The sequence below is a fragment of the Pseudomonas persica genome (genome assembly GCF_900291015.1).
In the GTDB taxonomy this organism is placed as follows: domain Bacteria; phylum Pseudomonadota; class Gammaproteobacteria; order Pseudomonadales; family Pseudomonadaceae; genus Aquipseudomonas.
This window is the reverse complement of record NZ_OLKL01000136.1, coordinates 1-273: the sequence shown is the minus strand read 5'-3', so window position 1 is coordinate 273 and position 273 is coordinate 1. Positions and strand designations below refer to the sequence as shown.

Annotated in this window: 1 pseudogene; it reads left to right on the top strand. The window is 60.4% G+C overall.

Features of this window, described 5'->3' with window-relative positions:
- A pseudogene (locus FQ664_RS26035) lies at positions 1-273 on the top strand (4-hydroxy-2-oxovalerate aldolase); the annotation flags it as partial.

Below are 273 nucleotides of genomic sequence, written 5' to 3'. Positions count from 1 at the left end.
GTACTCACTGGATCAGGTCCAGGCGATCGCTCGCGCACTGGATGCTGCCAAAGTCGACTCGATCGAGGTCGCGCACGGTGACGGCCTTCAAGGCTCCAGCTTCAACTACGGCTTTGGCGCACACACCGATATCGAGTGGATCGAAGCTGCCGCCGACGCAGTGAAGCACGCCAAAATTGCAACGTTGCTGCTCCCAGGCATCGGTACTCTTCACGACCTCAAAGCAGCCTACACCGCGGGCGCTCGCGTTGTTCGTGTCGCCACCCATTGCAC